Origin of the sequence: Acinetobacter sp. Lyrl_1, from assembly GCF_051948795.1 — a bacterium.
GTDB classification, from domain to species: Bacteria; Pseudomonadota; Gammaproteobacteria; order Pseudomonadales; family Moraxellaceae; genus Acinetobacter; species Acinetobacter towneri.
Genome location: NZ_JAYJLK010000035.1, coordinates 1 through 14,418, shown reverse-complemented (window position 1 = coordinate 14,418; position 14,418 = coordinate 1). Strand labels below are relative to the sequence as shown.

Sequence of the window (14,418 nt, the reverse complement as noted above, 5' to 3'; positions counted from 1 at the left end):
CACTTAAACGCTCACAATTGTGGGCGTTTTTTTATGTCATTGGAATAGAAAACATCTCGATTAAAACGATCAAAAAATAACAGAGAAAGAGCCGATCTTGAGTTATCCCAAGATTTATCCGCAGATTTTGTGGATATTTTTTAAGTGCAAAGCCGTATAAATACAGAAAAATATTGTTTTTGATGGTTTTTCATACAAATATATCAGAAAGATATGACACGGTGATGTTAACCGAAACGAGATCACAGCCAAAATTTAAAGATGTGTAGTACGAATCTACCCCTTTTATGGGCTGATTTATTCTTCACAACTCACAATGGGATAGTCATGCGCAGAATGCACAAAAGCCTCATCTTGCCAAATATCCCACATTGGAATTTTAACATCTAAAGCAAGTGGCATTTTTTTCGGATTGAATTGCATTTGAGCTAAATTTTCACCCCACGCAATAATATCAATATCCAGCGGAATATCATGCGATGGGCGCACACGCCCTGCTGCAACTTCCAATTCCTTAAGGATGACGTTTAGATGCTCAAAGCTTAAACGGCTTTTTAGCAAACAAGCAGAATTCCAATAGTCTGCACCAATTCCATCACGGCATGGAATCAGATAAATGTGCGAAAAATGCACTTCACCCAATGCAGCAATTTGCTGATAGGCATTTTTAAACTGACGCGGTGCTTCGCAGTTACTCGCCAGAGCGAGGGCAAAAATCGTTTCGGTGGCGTTCAAGACGAATTCCTACAGAATTGGCTTCTGGAATAATGGCAGGTTTGCGAATGGTGATGGTAATGGATTCAATGGCGGCAAAAGTCGTAAAAAGTGCATCCAATACCAATTGTGCGGCATGCTCAATCAATTTGGGCGCAGCCTGCTGAATCACTTGCGCTGAAATGCTGCAAATTTCTGCATAATTGAGCGTGTCTTGCAACTCATCTGAAGCTGCAGCTTGGCTTAAATTGGTGGCAATAATCAAATCCAACATAAGCGGTTGTTGAATCTGACGCTCCCATGCAAAACAGCCGACGACTGTTTCTACCTTTAAGCCTTCAATGATAATTGCATCCATGACCACACTCTATATTTCATTTAAAATCCTTCTATCTCCTTCTATCCCCTTCTATTGAAAGGGATATTTGCCGTATTTTAAAGCCACGTAAAACTTATAAAAAAGATTGGTGGCTTTAAAATATGCAACCAGAAAGCTTGATTCGACCAATATGGATAATTAATGCTTTAACAACAAATTCGGATCAATGCTTTGTACCATCTGCAATCGTTGATCGGCATAAATATCGGTATAAGGTGCTAAAACGCGCATGAAACGGTCAAAGTACAGCATTTGCTTGAACAGTAAAGCAAAGTCACGCGGGAAACGAATCCCATGACGCTCACCCACAGCAACCATATCGAGCATAATGTCATTTAAATCGGCAGGGTTAGAAGTCAGCAACTCTTGAGGATCGGCCAGCAATACGCCACTAAATAAACGCTCTAAATCTGCTGCCAAAACCTGAGTATCAATTTGCTTGTCGGTCATGCCCATTTTGAGCATATTTTCAGCCATAAGCGTGTAGTTGGTATTTTGCAAGGCATCCATAAAGGCCATACAAGCAGTCCACACTTCAGGATTTAGCTGTCCGACAATACCAAAATCAATAAAGCCGACACGTCCATCTTCAAGTAACATCAGGTTGCCTGCGTGTAAATCGGCATGGAAACTGTTACACATCATCAAGCTACCAAACCATGTATTCATGGCAGTAATCAATACTTGCGATGGGTCGTTAGATACTTGTTTCACCACGTCAAAATCGGTCAAAGGTACGCCATACAAACGCTGCATGGTCAATACGCGACGGGTGGAATATTGATGATAGACCTTAGGTGCAGTGGCTTTTTTGTTTTGGGTCAAATTCAGATAATTAATAAAATCATCTAGGTTACGCGCTTCTTCAATAAAGTCGACTTCACGCACCATACGAGTTTTGATTTCTTCGACAATATCGGCCAATGACGCAAATTTGACTTTAGGTACTGCTTTTTCGAGCAGTTTAGTCGCCCAGTGCAAGACGTTTAAATCGGTATAGAGAATAGTTTCTACACCCGGTTTTTGCACTTTAATCACCACATCTTCGCCACTCACCAATTTTGCAGCGTGTACTTGTGCAATAGATGCTGAAGCTAGAGGCTTTTCATCTATTGAGGCAAATATTTCATCTAAATTGCGCCCTGCAAATTCAGATGCCAATACTTGCTGCACATAGCTAAACGGTAAAGTTGGGGTTTGGTCTAAACAACCTTGAAATTCTTCTACATATTCACGTGGGAACAATGACGGCGTACTGGCAATAAACTGCCCAAGTTTAATGTAGGTTGAACCTAAAGATTCAAATGTTTCGCGCATGAGTTTGGCATTACTTGGCTTTTCAGTTGCATATTTAATGCCTGCTTTGGCTGCCACTACGGCAGTTTCACCCATGCGAGCAACTGAACGTAAACCATCTAACCAGATATTATTTTTCATCATGTCTGAGTCATATTAAAGTAGTGTGAGTTTATCAAAAAATTGCCAAGTAAAAAGGCTATCTTGCCTGACAAACTGGACAGTTGTGGTCTTGATCAAACGACAATAAGCGTTGTTTCATGCTTAAACCATCCCAAAGTAATAGCTTTTGTTTCAGCGCGGTGTTGCCTAAACCCAAGTACAATAAGGCATGATGCGCTTGTAAACTGGCCATGACGTTGGGAGTGGTTGCCAATACGCCACTGTCAGCGCAGCGCAAACTTTCATTGGCATGTTGTTCTTTCGGGAACAGACATTCATAGCAAGCAGAATCACCTTCGACCATGAACATTTGCCCTTGAAAACCAATGGCAGAGGCACTGAGTAAAGGTACATTCAATTGTCGGCAATATTGATTGACCAAATATCGGGTACTGAAATTATCACAACCATCTAAAACTAGGTCTTGTTGGGCAACTAAAGTGCCTGCATTTTGCGCATCTAACAGCGTGGTTAAACAAACAATCTCGATATAAGGATTAATTTGCATTAATCTTTTTGCGAGAATTTCGGCCTTATAAAAGCCTAAATCTGCGGGGGTATAGGCGATTTGTCGTTGCAAATTACTGGTTTCAATCACATCAGCATCAATCAGAGTGATTTTTCCCACGCCTGCACGTGCAAGTAATTCTGCGCTTAAACAGCCAATCCCGCCACACCCCACAACAAGTACGTTGGCCAGTTTTAATTTTTCTTGGGCTTCAATATCCCAGCCATCCAATAAAATTTGTCGGCTATATAGATGCATTTCTGCATCGCTCAATTCCAACTGAGTATCGAATATGCTTTCCAAGAAAATGCCCTATTCTGCAAAACCAAAACGCCAAGTATAACGGGTATTCAAAGCAAACCGCCATGACGGCGGTTGAATTGTTGCGTATTTGAACAGATGGAGATGTGCAACGACTTGCTTAAAAGTGCATCCGCATGCCTACGTTATAAGTAACGCCATCGGCATCGCCTATATATTCATTATAATAGGCAATTCCACCATTCCAGTAACATGCCGTATTCCCGACTTTGTCTGAGGTTGTCCCATCTTTACAGGTGGTATTCGAGGTGCTGTCATATAACCATTTATAACTGGCAGTGGCGTAAATCGAGAAATCAGGAACAAAGTTCAAACCGACTTCTACGCCCACAGGTAAAGTGACAAAATTGACATCATTGGCAAGCAGCTTTGAACTTGCGCCGCTATAACCTAGACCTGCGTATGTATTGAAATAAAAACCATGATAGCTGATCAGGTTTAAATTCCCGCCCATATTGAATTCATAATAATCCAAATCGTATTCATTGTTTTTTAAGAATTCCAATCTGCCATAAAAACCTGAGCGATGTGGCGTGGTGGAAACACCCAAAGCAAAACCATCTAGTTCTACTGTATCGCCACTGTCAAAATCTGCTTCAAAATTGGCGTATTCGGCAAAGACTGCATAATTTTTTTGTGGCGTTTTTGCTGCTGGATAGCTGGAATAGGCTGTACTTTCAGCAGTTGGCGCTGGGTTCCAGTTTTGTGCATAACTGCCAGAGGCACACAACAGTAAAGCTGCGCCCATCCATATCGACTTCGTAAATATCCGCTTTGACGGCTGCGTGAAATTTAAATGAGCTGTTACCATGATGTTCTCCCCCAATATGTATTGCGCTGCCTACATGCTTTTATCGTAATCGAAGTACATGCAGCCTTGTTCATTGTGTCAGCATAAAGTTGAAAATATCACATCACCAATATGATGCACACATTTTCTATCGATTGAGTTCGTGCTTGCATAATCGGGTGGTTTAAATAAAGAATACAGATTTAAAAAAACGCCAATCTGTATGAATGGCGTTTTTCTTATGGCGCAATAATTAACAGGGCCTATTGGCTGAATTTAGCTCACTTTTTTAAAAGCATTTTGTTTTGCAATTTCTTGTTGCTTCAATAAATTACGCTGAATTTTTCCACTGGATGTTTTAGGCAAACTGCTGACAAATTCAATTTCTTTAGGATAGGCATGTTTCGATAAGCGTGAACGCACATACTGTTGCAGCTTTTCCTGCAATGCAGTGCTTGGTTGATATTGATTTTTTAACACCACAAAGGCTTTTACCACTTCTGTACGCTCTGGGTCTGGCTTACCAATTACTGCGGATTCAAGCACTTCCTCACATTCAAGCAAAGTACTTTCTACATCAAAAGGCCCGACACGATAACCCGAAGTTGTAATGACATCGTCTGCACGACCAATAAAATCAATCCCACCAAATTCATTTAAACGTACCGTATCACCCGTTAAATAATACTGTCCCACAAATGATTTACGGTCATCCCCATCGTAACCTTTGAACCACATTAAAGGCGATTGTGATTCATCCAGTGCAAGTGTGCCAATTTCGCCGTGAGCGACTTCCTGATGCTGTGCATTTAAAACCGCGAAACGATGTCCGGGAATAGCATAACCCGCAGAACCTACTTTTTTCTGATGTTCCAGTGCATGATGATTGGCAATCACCATCCCCAATTCGGTTTGTCCATATTGATCATAAATATTAACTTGTAAATCATGCTTAAACCAATGAATCACTTCTGGTGTGAGCGGCTCGCCTGCACTGCTAACCACACGCAGATGTCGTTGAATATCACCATCAAACTTTTCTTTAAAACCAAAGAACATTCTAAATGCGGTTGGTGAACCTGTTAAATTACTCACCTGATATTTACGGATAATTTCCAGTGCATGATCAACACTAAATGGACGTTCATCCATAATAATGCTATGCCCCAAACTCAGTGGCCCTGTAATACCGTAATACAAGCCATAAGCCCAACCAGGGTCGGCTAAATTCCAAAATGAATCTTCTGCTCTTAAATCGACTGCATGCTGCATATAACCTTTAAATGCCACAATGGCTTTTAAAGGCACAGGTACAGATTTAGCTAAACCCGTAGTGCCTGATGTAAACATCATCAGAAAATCATCTTCAAAACTGCGATACACGGTTTCAAAGTAAGTGTCTTGAGTGCTTAGAACTTGCCAAAAATCTGTATCATGGTTTTGAGCTTGATTTGCTGCGTCCACAGTTAAAATTTTCACATTAGACAAGGCATTTAGTTTTGGACGCTGCTCAGTATTGGTCACAATGAGCTGCGTCTTTGCAGTTTGAATACGGTGCTCAATCGCTTTAGATTCAAAGGCTGTAAATAAAGGCTGATACACTGCCCCAATGCGCCATGTGGCAAAAACCGTAATTAACAATTCAGGCGTACGCGGCAATAATCCTGCAATACAATCACCTGCTTTTAAGCCCAGTTGAGTAAAATAATTTGCCAATTTTCCAGATGCTTCTGCCAGTTGATCAAATGTCCACGATGCAGTTTGACCGTGTTTGCCTTCCCAAATTAAGGCAGTTTGTTGAGTACCCGTATAGCGTCCGCAACATTCTTCATAGGCATTAAGTGCCGTTGGCGTTCCTGCCAATTGGGTTTGAATCAGTTGCTCAATATCAAACTGTTGATATGCCTCTTGCAAAGTTTTCATTCTTTTAAGCTCCGTCTTAAACTGATGACACTGCAATTCATTTGCAGCAATATGCGTTATTGTTTTAACCGTTTTTACAAGTTAGGATTGAATCGCTCTTTAAAATTTAAATTAGGTTTGCTGTGTTGAAGTCGATCATGCAACGCAATCACGACATGATCTTCGCGTATTTTTCAATCAAGTTAGCTAAACATGATTTGAACATTTTCTCAATTTCCACATCCTGCAATAACCTTGCAAGCTTTGGACACCGACTAAAGTTTTAGATACTCAGCTTTAACGCTTAGTCACTTCACGTGCAATCACCAAACGCTGAATATCGGATGCACCTTCATAAATTTGGCTAACGCGCACATCGCGGTAAATACGTTCAACTGGGAAATCAGATACATAGCCATAGCCCCCATGTATTTGAATCGCATCTGAACACACACGCTCTGCCATGGTTGAAGCAAAAAGCTTGGCCATAGATGCTTCTTTTAAACACGGTAAGCCTGCATCTTTGAGGCTTGCGGCATGTAGAATAAGCTGTCGTGCAGCTTCAATCTGTGTTGCCATATCTGCCAAGCGAAACGCGACTGCCTGATGTTGCACAATTTCAACTCCAAAAGCTTTACGCTCATTGGCATAGTCCACGGCTGCATCTAAAGCTGCTCGCGCCATACCCACCGATTGCGCGGCAATACCAATACGCCCCGACTCTAAATTAGAGAGTGCAATTTTGTAGCCTTCACCTTCTTGCCCCAATAGGTTTTCTGCAGGAATACGGCAGTTTTCCAACACGATGGTGGCGGTATCGGAACAGTGCTGTCCCATTTTGTCTTCTAAACGTGCCACGATATAACCTGGTGTGTTCGTCGGGACTAAAAAGCAGGAAATGCCTTTTTTACCCGCAGTTTTGTCCGTTACAGCAAAAACTAAAGCAACATCTGCATATTTGCCTGTGGTGATAAACTGCTTGGTGCCATTTAAAACCCAATCCTCGCCATCTTTTTCAGCTTTACATTCAATCGCGCTGGCATCAGAGCCGACTTGTGGTTCAGTTAAACAAAAGCAGCCTAACCATTCGCCTGTTGCCAGTTTAGTTAAATATTTTTGTTTTTGCGCCTCTGTGCCGTAGCGTTGTGTAATTCCGCATGGCAATGAGTTTTGCACACTCACAATCGTTGAAATTGCACCATCACCCGCAGCAATTTCTTCTAAGGCTAAAACGAGAGATACATAATCTAAACCTGCACCGCCCCATTCTTCTGCAACGGTCATGCCCAAAGCACCTAGCTCACCTAGTTCCTTTAACTCCTTTGCAGGGAATTCAGCAGTTTTATCACGTGCTGCTGCAGTTGGTTTAAGCTTTTCCTGTGCATAACTGCGCAGCATATCCTGAATCATTTTTTGTTCATGGCTTAAAATCATGGTGACCCTCTGTGTATATGGTAGATGTTGTTTTTGTCAGGAATGCGCGCAACATCCTTGTGCTGTATTGCAACGGTTTTTTAGTATCCAGTTTTTCAATACTTGAATTTTTGCTTAGGCTATTTTATGGAGGTAGCATCGTCATAACTTATTTCGGTTGCATACGAATTGCGCCATCCAAACGAATCACTTCACCGTTTAAATAACCATTTTCAAAAATATGACCCACCAATTGCGCAAATTCTTCAGGCTTTGCCAAACGTGGTGGAAATGGCACCATTTGCCCTAAAGCATCTTGCACATGCTGTGGAAATGCTTTCAGCATCGGGGTTTCCATAATACCGGGGGCAATCGTCATCACCCGAATGGCTTCACGTGCCAATTCACGTGCCAAAGGCAGCGTCATCCCCACAATTGCACCTTTCGATGCAGAATACGCACTTTGTCCAATCTGCCCATCAAATGCTGCAACCGAAGCAGTATTCACAATCACACCACGCTCTTCTTCATCGGCGGCTAAGTCATATTTCGCCATCAGTTGTGCCGCAAAACGGATCATATTAAAACTGCCCGTGACATTAATATTCAGCACTTTTTGGAACATTGCCAAATCATGCAAACCATCACGTCCCAAGACTTTGGCAGACGGTGCAATGCCTGCACAATTCACCAAGCCATTTAACTGTCCGTATTTTTGCTCAATATGGTTAAAAAGCTGCTGTACTTGGTTTTCATCGGTCACGTCTACAGCTACGAAGTCTGCATTTTCGCCCAATTGCTGTTGAAGCTGCTGCCCAAGTTCTTGATTCATATCAACCAAAATAACTTTTGCACCTTGCGCAACTAAATGTTGTGCAGTCGCAGCGCCTAAACCCGATGCACCACCCGTGACCACACAGACTTTTCCTTGAATTTTCATTTTATTTTCCTTATAAATTTTCAGGTTGATACAACTTAAGAAGCAGATTAATCACACTCAAGCTAGAGTACAATTTCCAAACCCTGCATCGACTATGATGTATTTGAACACTCAACTTGTAAATGGAATACCACGCCATCCCATGAATGCAACTCAGCTCACTTACAGCAAAGGTACAATTTCAATTGCTTTAGTCCATGAAGCTTTGCATACTGCACAGCAACGCGGTATGGATACGCATGCGATTTTGCAGACGGCGGGTATTCCTGCAGAGCTGTTACATTCCAACAAAGCGAGGGTGTCAATTCTGCAATATGGTCAATTGTGGATTGCACTGGCAGATGCCATGAACGATGAATTTTTTGGCATGGACAGCCATGCTATGCGTCGTGGCAGTTATCAACTCTTGTCTAAATGGGTGTACCAAGCAGAGCATTTAAAGGCCGCATTACAGGACATTTTAAATTTCTTTAATTTAATACTGGATGATTTTTCAGGTGAATTAAACGTAGATGGTGAATATGCAATCTTAACCATTCACGATAAAGATCAAGTGAAACCGATGTTTAGTTATGCCACTTATTTAATGCTGATTCATGGCTTGATGTGCTGGCTGACAGGACAACGTATCGCTATTTTAAACATGCAACTCAAATGTGCTGCCCCGCAGGATGATGCTGATTATCGTGTCCGTTTCTGTGATGAAATTGAATATGCGTGTACAGCGCATACGATTTATTTTGAGGCAAAACATCTTGATTTAAAAATCAAGCAGGATAAAAAAAGTTGGAAACGCTTTTTAAAACAAACACCTTTTAACCTTTTGGTGCGTTATAAAAACCCACATGCGCTGAGTCATAAAATCCGTAAACAATTAATGCAATTGCCGCCGAGTGAGTGGTTAGAACTGAATGAATTAACCCAACATTTCAATATGTCTGAAGCGACGTTCCAACGGCGTTTAAAGCAGGAAGGCACCAGCTATCAGCAATTAAAAAATGAAATCCGTCGAGATACGGCAATCGAATTGTTGAGCAAAACCCAACAATCACTTCAAGAGATTAGCGATCAATTAAATTTCCATGATCCTAGTGCTTTTCATCGTGCCTTTAAAAAATGGACAGGGGTCAATCCTGGGGCATATCGACAATATACTGAAAGCACATAACTGAACGCTCATAATTGCGTGACTTATCACCTACTACTCAGCCACTATCTTGTATATTTTACAAACAACTTAATTATAAAAGAAAAATCAAAGCTGTGATTTCAAGGTTTAGCAGTGAACTGGTCGTTCATCGGCACAGCATTGTCAAAGTATTAAATTTAGTTTACTTTTCAATCAATTTAAAGCATAAATTTTATGCAATTCGGCTGTCATACTCCCCCTGTAATATTAAATGTACGAGCATCTTTGGAGGTTTCCCCATGCTTAAGATGATGGATGTACTTGAACACAATCTAGTTCAAAATTTCTCTCACTCCCTCAACCAAGCTTCTGACCAATTAGATGAATTACTCAATCAAAGTATTCTAAATACCTCAGAAGAACAGTTACGCAATGTCATGTCTGCGTTTTTCAAACGTGAAGATGCACTTGAAGCAGCGCAAGCCCTAGATATTTGCCAAGAAGATTTACAATCTTTACAAGCAGGTTTAGCACTCAAAGATGAACACCTGTGCGATACCGCTAAAATTGTTGCACTATGTTTAGCTTTAGAAACAGACAGTTTGGCACAAGTTGAAATTCCAGACTGTTTGCAAGATTACCCGATGTAAGCTAAAACTTTGAGCATTCAGTTGCTGAAAGTATTTAAAAAGTGATGTCTTCATGGCATCACTTTTTTATTGGCTGTTGCAATAATAAATAAGAAAAATTGACTTTAAGCCGCTTGCTGCTTTTTTAAATCAAAAGCTAGCTATCATCTTGCCAAGCGTTGTTTGTCTATGAAACACTAAGGACAGCTTCAAGGATGCATCAAGATGATTATTCGCAATAAAAACAACAGTTTTACCCTACTGTTTGCATGGTATGGGACAATTTTACCCACGGTCTTACCTGCACTTGCAATTGTGGTCTTCCTTTCTACGGTCTTAGTGTATTTGTCTTCTCACCACTTTTTTCAAGTGCCGAGCGTACCAGCCATTGGCTTTACCATTTTCGGTATTATTTTGTCTATTTTCCTCAGTTTTAGAAATAACGCCAGTTATGAACGTTGGTGGGAAGGTCGAAAATTGTGGGGGACGTTAATTGCAACATCACGGCATATTTCACGTGACTCATACGTACTGCCAGATCAACAGCGTCGGGTCTTGATGTATCGGGTCATGTTGTTTAGTAATTTATTGCGTAACCGTTTACGCAATCAAAACCAACCTATCGATTTTTATCAAAACAAAGTCAACCTCACATCTGCAGATTATGAAGCATTATTTCCGCATATTAATGCCGCACAGTTTATTTTAGAAAGCATTCAAAAAGAGTTAGTCAGCGCACTGAAAACAGGTGAAATTTCCGATATTATTTATCAAGGCTTGAATCAACATATTGTTGAATTGGGTAATGTGCAAGCAGGTTGCGATCGAATTCTCAGCACACCCTTGCCTTTTTCTTATTCAGTCTTGTTGCACCGCACTGTGTATTGCTTCTGCTTTATTCTGCCTTTTAGTTTAGAAGCAAGTTTAGGAATCTGGACACCAATTTTGGTGGGTTTAATTGCCTATTTATTCTTAGGTTTAGATGCTCTCAGCGAACAACTTGAAGAACCTTTTGGCCTGCAAGACAATGATTTACCGCTCAACTCCATGGTGCGATTAATTGAACGGGAAATGCTGAGTTCACTTGGCGAAGAACTGCCACCTGCAATTTTGGCAGTGAAAGGCAACCTAAGCTGACATCAGTTGAGTTGAGGCTCATAAATTGGTCTTGCACTTAAACTTTGCTAATCATTCGTCTATGTTTGCAAGCTGATAAATAGATCTCACAAGATTTTTAACTGATATAACACATCAGCCAGCAAGCCATTGTGCTAAAGTCACCCGATCATTGCCTGCATAATCTTTGACTGTACGAATGTCAGAAAAACCGTGTTCTGCAAAAATCGCTTGCACTGCTAAAGCTTGGTCATAGCCATGCTCTAGTGCAATCCATCCATTTGCTTTCAGCCAGTGCTTACCCTGCGAAATAATCTGCAGAATATCTGCCAAACCCTGATCTGCTGCCACCAATGCACGTTCAGGCTCTGCTGCCAAAGCAGACATGTGTGCATCATTAGCATCTATATACGGCGGATTAGATACAATTAAATCAAAACGTGGCTCGGCTGCTGAACCCAATGCCTCAAACCATGCACCACAGGCAAATTGCACCTGATTTAAAGCATGCTTGCTTGCATTTTCTTGAGCAACTGCAAGTGTTGGCAGGTAAATATCGGTTGCGGTTACCTGCCAATCTGGACGTTCAGATGCTAAAGCCAAAGCAATCGCCCCTGTACCTGTGCCTAAATCGACAATTACAGCATCACGTTGTAATGACAAAGCCAACACAGTTTCGACCAAAACCTCGGTATCAGGACGTGGCACCAAAGTATCGTGCGTGACTTTTAAATCCAGTGTCCAAAATGGCTGTGAACCTGTGATATACGCCAAAGGCTCGCCTGCTGCTATACGTGCCAAAGCCTGCACATACATCTGCTCTTGCGCGGCACTCAATTCCTGATCTGCACGATATTTTAATTCAAGCGCACTGAGTCCTAAAAAATGCTCTAACAACCAAATATTTTCTTGACGCTCATAGCTATCGACTTCACCACGTAGCGCCAAGGCTTGTGCAATATTCATTAACCACCGTTTTGCTGAGCAAGCATCGCCAACTGATCTGCCTGATATTCACGATGCAGACTATCTAGTAGTTCAGTTAAATCACCTTCCATCACCGCATCCAACTTATATAAAGTCAGGTTAATACGATGATCTGTCATACGTCCTTGCGGATAGTTATAGGTACGAATACGCTCAGAACGGTCACCCGAACCCACCAAATCACGACGCATTTCTGAAGTTGCGGCATCTGCTGCAGCACGTTTGGCATTTTCCAAACGTGATGCCAACAACGCCATCGCTTTCGCTTTGTTTTTATGCTGTGAACGTTCTTCCTGACATTCCACCACAGTACCCGTCGGAATGTGGGTTATACGCACTGCAGAGTCGGTTTTGTTAACGTGCTGACCACCCGCACCCGAAGCACGATAGGTATCGATACGCAAATCGGCAGGGTTAATATCTACCGTGGTATCTACATCTACTTCAGGTAAAATTGCAACGGTACATGCTGATGTATGCACACGACCTTGTGACTCAGTCGCTGGAACACGTTGCACACGATGCGCACCACTTTCAAACTTCAAACGACCATACACGCCTTCGCCATTCACCAAGCAAATGACTTCTTTATATCCGCCGTGTTCACCTTCATTTTCAGATAAAATTTCGATTCTCCAGCCCTGACTTTCGGCATATTTGCTATACATGCGGAATAAGTCACCCGAGAAAATCGCGGCTTCATCGCCACCTGTCCCTGCGCGAATCTCCAAATAAGCCGAGTTGGCATCATTCGGGTCTTTTGGAATCATTAAAATATTTAAGTCAGCTTCAAGTTGCTGAATCAGCGCTTTATTGTCTTTAATTTCTTCTTGCGCCATTTCCTTAAAGTCAGGATCAGACAACATTGCTTCGGCTGTTTCAATATCGGCTTCGGCTTGTGTGTATTGTGACCACACTGCCGTAATTTCGTCTAAATCACTGTGTTCACGTGATAATTGACGAAAACGCTTGTTATCTGAAATCACTTCAACATCTGCCAACAAAGCAGTCAATTCTTCATGGCGGTCAGAAAGCTGATCTAATCGTAAACGTAACGATTCTTTCATTGTTTAAAAAATCTCAATGCAAAGGCTGTTACATGCAACACGCAGCACAGCGAAATAAAAAATTGCGCATAGTTTACCGATTCTACCACCCAAATAACATCATTATTAAGTCTGTACGATGTTTGAAATGCCTATCTGCAGATGTTCTAGCAGTATTTCTGCTTGATGATGCTGTGCATTGCGGTGAATGTACAACTCACCAAGTACCGCAATTAGCATCCGCATTTGGACATTTTTTTAGCAATTTTAATCAAACTCATACAAAGCCCACACCAAAGCACATCAATCTCGTCTGCACTCTCCACATTTTAAAAGCGGCGCTTTGTTAAATTGAGCCCATCAAAATTGATCATAAATAAGTCCTGTAAATGGACATGGAGTTCAACATGAAACTTAATGCAATGTTAATGACAGCAGCTTTAGCCACAGCTTCAATGCTCAGTGCCAACGTTTATGCAGACAATACTACGCGCGTTGCCGCAGCCAGTGCTTTAGGCAGTGTTGCAGGTACAGCTATTGGTAAAAATATGGGTGGTACTACGGGTGCAACACTAGGCGCTGCATTAGGCGGTGCAGGGGGCGCAGCAGTGGCGAGTAATAAACGTCATCGTACTGAATCTGCAATTGGTGGTGCTTTGGGTGGTGGTGCGGGTTATACCGTAGGTAAAAATATGGGCGGTACCAATGGTGGTTATATTGGTTCAGCTTTAGGTGCAGCAGGTGGTGCAGCACTCGGCAATAAAATCTCGAAAGATAAAGAATATGACCGCTATCAAGAACGTAAATGGAAGAAAAAACGCAACCGTCGTTAATCCTAAAGAATAGATAAAGCATGATATAGATCGGTAAAAAAGCATCAACACAGGTTTGATGCTTTTTTATAGGATTCGTTTTTTAGGCTATGCGGAGGGTGTAAATAATTCTGTGTAAATACAGTTTTAAAAATACTTGGTTACACGCTCTTCAAACATGATACTAAAGCGATTCATGGCAGCTTTCCAATTCTGAATAGGCATCGTCCATTTTTTGCTTGCTGCCATAATTGCTAAATATACCACCTTTTTC

14 protein-coding genes and 1 pseudogene are annotated in these 14,418 nt (G+C 41.6%); 4 read left to right on the top strand and 11 right to left on the bottom strand.

Annotated elements, in window-relative coordinates; translation table 11 throughout:
* Window positions 1-297: 297 nt before the first annotated feature.
* From VF675_RS10720 to VF675_RS10685, 8 genes are all read right to left on the bottom strand, one after another.
* Window positions 298-735: a 2-amino-4-hydroxy-6-hydroxymethyldihydropteridine diphosphokinase gene (locus VF675_RS10720; RefSeq protein WP_004973211.1), complete on the bottom strand. Its 438-nt coding sequence runs from the start codon at window positions 733-735 to the stop codon at window positions 298-300.
* Window positions 692-1,072, bottom strand: a complete 381-nt coding sequence (gene folB / locus VF675_RS10715; RefSeq protein WP_004973210.1) for a dihydroneopterin aldolase — start codon at window positions 1,070-1,072, stop codon at window positions 692-694. The genes VF675_RS10720 and folB overlap by 44 nt, the downstream gene beginning before the upstream one ends.
* A gap of 159 nt (window positions 1,073-1,231) precedes the next feature.
* Complete coding sequence (locus VF675_RS10710) at window positions 1,232-2,530, bottom strand: ABC1 kinase family protein (protein ID WP_167846465.1); 1,299 nt, start codon at window positions 2,528-2,530, stop codon at window positions 1,232-1,234.
* A gap of 58 nt (window positions 2,531-2,588) precedes the next feature.
* Window positions 2,589-3,317 (bottom strand): HesA/MoeB/ThiF family protein, encoded by a 729-nt coding sequence (locus VF675_RS10705; RefSeq protein WP_096900943.1) that lies wholly within the window; start codon window positions 3,315-3,317, stop codon window positions 2,589-2,591.
* 163 nt (window positions 3,318-3,480) lie between these two features.
* Window positions 3,481-4,191 carry a hypothetical protein gene (locus VF675_RS10700; RefSeq protein ID WP_440205211.1) on the bottom strand — a complete coding sequence of 237 codons (711 nt, stop codon included), beginning with the start codon at window positions 4,189-4,191 and terminating at the stop codon, window positions 3,481-3,483.
* A gap of 255 nt (window positions 4,192-4,446) precedes the next feature.
* The gene (locus tag VF675_RS10695) at window positions 4,447-6,093 is read right to left on the bottom strand and encodes an AMP-binding protein (protein ID WP_131260808.1); all 1,647 of its coding nucleotides are present in this window, start codon (window positions 6,091-6,093) and stop codon (window positions 4,447-4,449) included.
* Window positions 6,094-6,369: 276 nt separating this feature from the next.
* Entirely contained in the window at window positions 6,370-7,506 is a 1,137-nt protein-coding gene (locus VF675_RS10690) for an acyl-CoA dehydrogenase family protein (RefSeq protein ID WP_004973203.1), read from the bottom strand.
* 148 nt (window positions 7,507-7,654) lie between these two features.
* Window positions 7,655-8,425, bottom strand: a complete 771-nt coding sequence (locus tag VF675_RS10685) for a 3-hydroxyacyl-CoA dehydrogenase (protein WP_004973201.1) — start codon at window positions 8,423-8,425, stop codon at window positions 7,655-7,657.
* A gap of 142 nt (window positions 8,426-8,567) precedes the next feature.
* On the opposite strand from VF675_RS10685, the gene VF675_RS10680 reads away from it, so the two are divergent.
* The 3 genes from VF675_RS10680 (at window position 8,568) to VF675_RS10670 (ending at window position 11,320) form a co-directional block, all read left to right on the top strand.
* A complete protein-coding gene (locus tag VF675_RS10680) occupies window positions 8,568-9,593 on the top strand; it encodes an AraC family transcriptional regulator (protein WP_440205210.1) in 1,026 nt (341 codons plus the stop codon).
* Between the two features lie 260 nt (window positions 9,594-9,853).
* Complete coding sequence (locus tag VF675_RS10675) at window positions 9,854-10,204, top strand: hypothetical protein (protein WP_104852119.1); 351 nt, start codon at window positions 9,854-9,856, stop codon at window positions 10,202-10,204.
* 204 nt (window positions 10,205-10,408) lie between these two features.
* Window positions 10,409-11,320, top strand: coding sequence for a bestrophin family protein (locus VF675_RS10670; RefSeq protein WP_004973196.1), 912 nt, complete (start codon window positions 10,409-10,411; stop codon window positions 11,318-11,320).
* Between the two features lie 114 nt (window positions 11,321-11,434).
* Here VF675_RS10670 and prmC read toward each other — a convergent pair whose 3' ends face one another.
* Together prmC and prfA are read right to left on the bottom strand one after the other, a co-directional pair.
* Entirely contained in the window at window positions 11,435-12,265 is an 831-nt protein-coding gene (gene prmC, locus VF675_RS10665; protein ID WP_131260809.1) for a peptide chain release factor N(5)-glutamine methyltransferase, read from the bottom strand.
* On the bottom strand, window positions 12,265-13,353 hold the full coding sequence (prfA, locus tag VF675_RS10660) for a peptide chain release factor 1 (RefSeq protein ID WP_004973192.1): 1,089 nt from the start codon (window positions 13,351-13,353) through the stop codon (window positions 12,265-12,267). Before prfA ends, prmC begins: the two co-directional genes overlap by 1 nt.
* A 386-nt stretch (window positions 13,354-13,739) precedes the next feature.
* Between prfA and VF675_RS10655 the strand changes: the two genes are divergently transcribed.
* On the top strand, window positions 13,740-14,165 hold the full coding sequence (locus VF675_RS10655; protein WP_180008509.1) for a glycine zipper 2TM domain-containing protein: 426 nt from the start codon (window positions 13,740-13,742) through the stop codon (window positions 14,163-14,165).
* A 126-nt stretch (window positions 14,166-14,291) separates the two neighbouring features.
* On the opposite strand, the pseudogene VF675_RS10650 reads toward VF675_RS10655, so the two are convergent.
* Window positions 14,292-14,418, bottom strand: a pseudogene (locus VF675_RS10650) (IS256 family transposase); the annotation flags it as partial.

What these genes read in the sequence shown, in the direction of transcription:
- folB (WP_004973210.1), bottom strand. Translation starts at nt 1,072, where the DNA reads ATGGATGCAATTATCATTGAAGGCTTAAAGGTAGAAACAGTCGTCGGC.
- VF675_RS10710 (WP_167846465.1), bottom strand. Translation starts at nt 2,530, where the DNA reads ATGAAAAATAATATCTGGTTAGATGGTTTACGTTCAGTTGCTCGCATG.
- VF675_RS10705 (WP_096900943.1), bottom strand. Translation starts at nt 3,317, where the DNA reads ATGCATCTATATAGCCGACAAATTTTATTGGATGGCTGGGATATTGAA.
- VF675_RS10700 (WP_440205211.1), bottom strand. Translation starts at nt 4,191, where the DNA reads ATGGTAACAGCTCATTTAAATTTCACGCAGCCGTCAAAGCGGATATTT.
- VF675_RS10695 (WP_131260808.1), bottom strand. Translation starts at nt 6,093, where the DNA reads ATGAAAACTTTGCAAGAGGCATATCAACAGTTTGATATTGAGCAACTG.
- VF675_RS10690 (WP_004973203.1), bottom strand. Translation starts at nt 7,506, where the DNA reads ATGATTTTAAGCCATGAACAAAAAATGATTCAGGATATGCTGCGCAGT.
- VF675_RS10685 (WP_004973201.1), bottom strand. Translation starts at nt 8,425, where the DNA reads ATGAAAATTCAAGGAAAAGTCTGTGTGGTCACGGGTGGTGCATCGGGT.
- VF675_RS10680 (WP_440205210.1), top strand. Translation starts at nt 8,568, where the DNA reads ATGAATGCAACTCAGCTCACTTACAGCAAAGGTACAATTTCAATTGCT.
- VF675_RS10675 (WP_104852119.1), top strand. Translation starts at nt 9,854, where the DNA reads ATGCTTAAGATGATGGATGTACTTGAACACAATCTAGTTCAAAATTTC.
- VF675_RS10670 (WP_004973196.1), top strand. Translation starts at nt 10,409, where the DNA reads ATGATTATTCGCAATAAAAACAACAGTTTTACCCTACTGTTTGCATGG.
- prmC (WP_131260809.1), bottom strand. Translation starts at nt 12,265, where the DNA reads ATGAATATTGCACAAGCCTTGGCGCTACGTGGTGAAGTCGATAGCTAT.
- prfA (WP_004973192.1), bottom strand. Translation starts at nt 13,353, where the DNA reads ATGAAAGAATCGTTACGTTTACGATTAGATCAGCTTTCTGACCGCCAT.
- VF675_RS10655 (WP_180008509.1), top strand. Translation starts at nt 13,740, where the DNA reads ATGAAACTTAATGCAATGTTAATGACAGCAGCTTTAGCCACAGCTTCA.